Source organism: Arsukibacterium sp. MJ3 (assembly GCF_000987765.1).
GTDB lineage: Bacteria > Pseudomonadota > Gammaproteobacteria > Enterobacterales > Alteromonadaceae > Alishewanella.
This window is the reverse complement of the sequence record NZ_LAHP01000047.1, coordinates 1-3,276: the sequence shown is the minus strand read 5'-3', so window position 1 is coordinate 3,276 and position 3,276 is coordinate 1. Positions and strand designations below refer to the sequence as shown.

Genomic DNA, 3,276 nt, shown 5'->3' with positions numbered 1-3,276 from the left:
GTGAAAACTATATCAGGCGCAATTTATTACCCTTTAACGCCCCTAGCCGCCATTCTTTGCCGCATTAGCCCCTGCATAAACACATCAACATGTGTAATGAATGGGGCAATTAATCACATCATTTCTGCTGTGCCTGTCCTATTTTCTGTGTTAGTCATTCGAAATTTTTAAACTCCCTATAAATCAACCTAGCCACCAGCCATGGTTCAATACTAAGAAGATGAAAATCACGGGAGGGTATGTAAGAATAAAAGCCCCCTGGTACCTCTTATCATCCTTATGAAAATCTTTTACATTTCTATTTCCATGAAGAATATTAATCGGTAGCAAAGATAGAGCAAAATACATTGCAAAGTAACTTTCTACAAAAGGAATTAAAATTATGCAGCTCACCGATAACAAAATTATACTGAAATATACAAGTTTCACTTTTCCTCCATTGAGGCTTGCAACGTAATGTGCAAGCCTCGCAATTTCAATCATTTCTGCTGTGCCTGTCCTATTTTCTGTCGAGCTGCATTAGCTGCTGCAGGTTGGCACCCTTGAGGGAAACGCTATAGCGATTACGTAAGGTGGTTAAATCCAGCTGATTGCCATGGTAATTAGCCACCATAGCCATACAGGCCAGGCCGCATTCAGCCGCTTCGGATTGATAAATCACATAAGCCTCTAACAATTAAAAATCATTCAGTTGATTTACGAGATTTAAACTTATTTATGTAAAAGATACTTATCGATGCAATCAAGGACGCTATAATATCAATCGAAACGCTGATTATACTAACTGAGTAGCTTTCTGAGAAAACAACCTCAGAAAAAAACTTAACCAATTGAATAGTAATAATAATTAAAATAAAGTCACGAAATATTTTATAAAAACAAACCCTCTGGGCTCTGCTTAACAGAGCCCTCTAAAACTATTCTATTTCACACATCGCATAAAAAATTTGCCATTTCTCTCTTAGACGCCTATCACGCCAAAGAGCCAACCATTCCACCGATAAAAGCGCCGAATGGGGCACCAAAACCGAAGCGCCAGCACGATAGCCTGCGCCGTTTTTATTCTGCTACATTTTTCCCAAACGTTGCCTTGTATGCTTGGGTTACATCTTGCAACTGACCTTTATGCAACTGCATAATCCGCTCGGCGTTTACAATAGTTTCTGGCCGGTGGGCGATGATTACTCTGGTCATATTCAGTTGTTTAATCGCCTGATTAACGTAACATTTCTGCTGTGCCTGTCCTGTTTTCTCTCATATCGGCCAAACGGTCTAGGTGCAGTTTGGTCATTTTTATCTCAACCACTTTATCTATCAGTGCGGCGGTGCGTTCGGTAAATTGGTTTTTATAGGCCATAAAGGCGAATAGCATACCTACCGTCATATCACCGCTCATCACTGTTAACGCTGCTAAATACACGACTAATACGTTTTCAATGCCGAATAGTAAATGATTAATGGTACCGTAGGAGATTTGCCACTTCCCCAGCCGGTAGTTCTGGTTAACTGCATCGGCAAAGCGGTTTTGCCACATGTTAAGGCGCGGGGTTTGCAGGCCAAATAACTTAATGCTCTGCATGCCACGCACCGTTTCCATAAAGTTGCTTTGCTCTTTGGCAGAAGCGATAATACTGGCTTCGGTAAGCTGATGCAGCGGCCGGTATAAGGCCCAGCGTAGTACGCCATAAATCAGCACCGCAATACCTACCACCAAACTCAGTTGCGGGCTGTACAAATACATCATAACCAATACAGTAATGGCCATAATGCCGTCGATAACGCCTTCTACCAGGCTGTTGGTTAGTAGCTCGCGCACCGCATTAAGCGAGCCAAAGCGCGATACCACATCGCCCATATGGCGTTTTTCAAGGTAACTTAAAGGCAAATGCAGCAAGTGGCGCATTAAATTCGTGGCCATTTGCACACTCATTACCGAGCCTAAATGCAGCACCACCCAGCCACGTAACGTTTGGGTGAGCACACGTAACAACATAATTAAACCAAAGCCAAGCGCCAGCACCACCAGCAAGGGTTTGTCCTGACTAATCAGCACTTCATCCACCACCAACTGGGTGTAATACGGCGCGGCCAGTAAAAATACTTGCAGCAATAAGGATAAAATAAATAGTTTGGTTAACGAGGGTATTAACCCCTGCACCTTGGTCCAGAACGCCGTTAAGCCTAAGCGCACCCGCTCGTCTATTTTTTTAAATTCGGTACTTGGTGTTAGCTCTAGCGCGACACCGGTAAAGGCTTTATCTGCCTCGGTCAGCGCTAAACGCCGCTCGCCCATGGCGGGGTCCAAAATGGTAATACCATTGCGGTGCACTTTTTTTAGCACCACAAAGTGGTTCATGTCCCAGTGCAGTATGCAGGGCGTGCGCAGGTTTTTTAAGTCTGCTAAATCTAGCTTTAAGGCGCGCGGCGTTAAGCCCAACTGATTAGCCAGCTGCATAAGTTGCTGCAGGTTGGCACCCTTGAGGGAAACGCTATAGCGGTTGCGTAAGGTGGTTAAGTCCAGCTGATGGCCATGGTGATTGGCTACCATAGCAATACAAGCCAGACCGCATTCAGCGGCTTCAGATTGATAAATCATTATGACATTTCATGAAATTAGATAACCTTAAGCTTGCGTACAAACTGAAAAGTACGACTGAATGATTTAAATTTCCGAAAATTTTTAAAATCTTTATAAAAAACCTGGCTGCTATTGATAGATCAATTCTAAGAGTAAAAATCATGGGAGAGTATTTAAGAGCAAAAAGCTCTTTAGACTTGGTATCATCCTAATAAAAAGCTTTTTTATATCTCTATTTCCATGAAAAATATAAACGAGCTTCTGCTCAAATATTCCTTCTGCCCACTCGCTTTACCACAATTTCCCTCTTAGATGTTTTTTCTTAAAGGTACCATCGTTATTGAAATACTTAAAAGATACCAATCCCAGTATTAGTACAGCTATACACTTTACTGTTGTTGAAAACAGCCAGTTTTCATTCATAAAAGTATATTCGTGGAATAATATTAGAATAACAACACCGAATACGGTGCAAGATGTCAATGTCATATTTCTTTTTTCTAGCACCCTTGGCATAACCACGACAACGAGCAACGGCAATATAACAGCATTAAAAAACATTTTTTCTTCTCCAATTTAATAGAGAGGCCAAGTGTTCAGTGAGCGTAACACCAACCGCACATTCCAGCTTTAGCTAAATCTGCTTACCCTGTCTGGATCTACAACCAGGCAGAGGTTTCACATGAACCGCAGAGCAT

3 protein-coding genes are annotated in these 3,276 nt (G+C 42.2%); all 3 read right to left on the bottom strand.

Annotated elements, in window-relative coordinates; all coding sequences use genetic code 11:
• Window positions 1–499: 499 nt before the first annotated feature.
• Window positions 500–661, bottom strand: a complete 162-nt coding sequence (locus VT06_RS17925) for a cysteine peptidase family C39 domain-containing protein (RefSeq protein WP_235357464.1) — start codon at window positions 659–661, stop codon at window positions 500–502.
• Between the two features lie 398 nt (window positions 662–1,059).
• The gene (locus VT06_RS18760) at window positions 1,060–1,194 is read right to left on the bottom strand and encodes a hypothetical protein (protein ID WP_255353053.1); all 135 of its coding nucleotides are present in this window, start codon (window positions 1,192–1,194) and stop codon (window positions 1,060–1,062) included.
• 22 nt (window positions 1,195–1,216) lie between these two features.
• Window positions 1,217–2,596, bottom strand: coding sequence for a peptidase domain-containing ABC transporter (locus VT06_RS16490; RefSeq protein ID WP_235357463.1), 1,380 nt, complete (start codon window positions 2,594–2,596; stop codon window positions 1,217–1,219).
• Between the last annotated feature and the right edge of the window lie 680 nt (window positions 2,597–3,276).

What these genes read in the sequence shown, in the direction of transcription:
- VT06_RS18760 (WP_255353053.1), bottom strand. Translation starts at nt 1,194, where the DNA reads ATGACCAGAGTAATCATCGCCCACCGGCCAGAAACTATTGTAAACGCC.
- VT06_RS16490 (WP_235357463.1), bottom strand. Translation starts at nt 2,596, where the DNA reads ATGATTTATCAATCTGAAGCCGCTGAATGCGGTCTGGCTTGTATTGCT.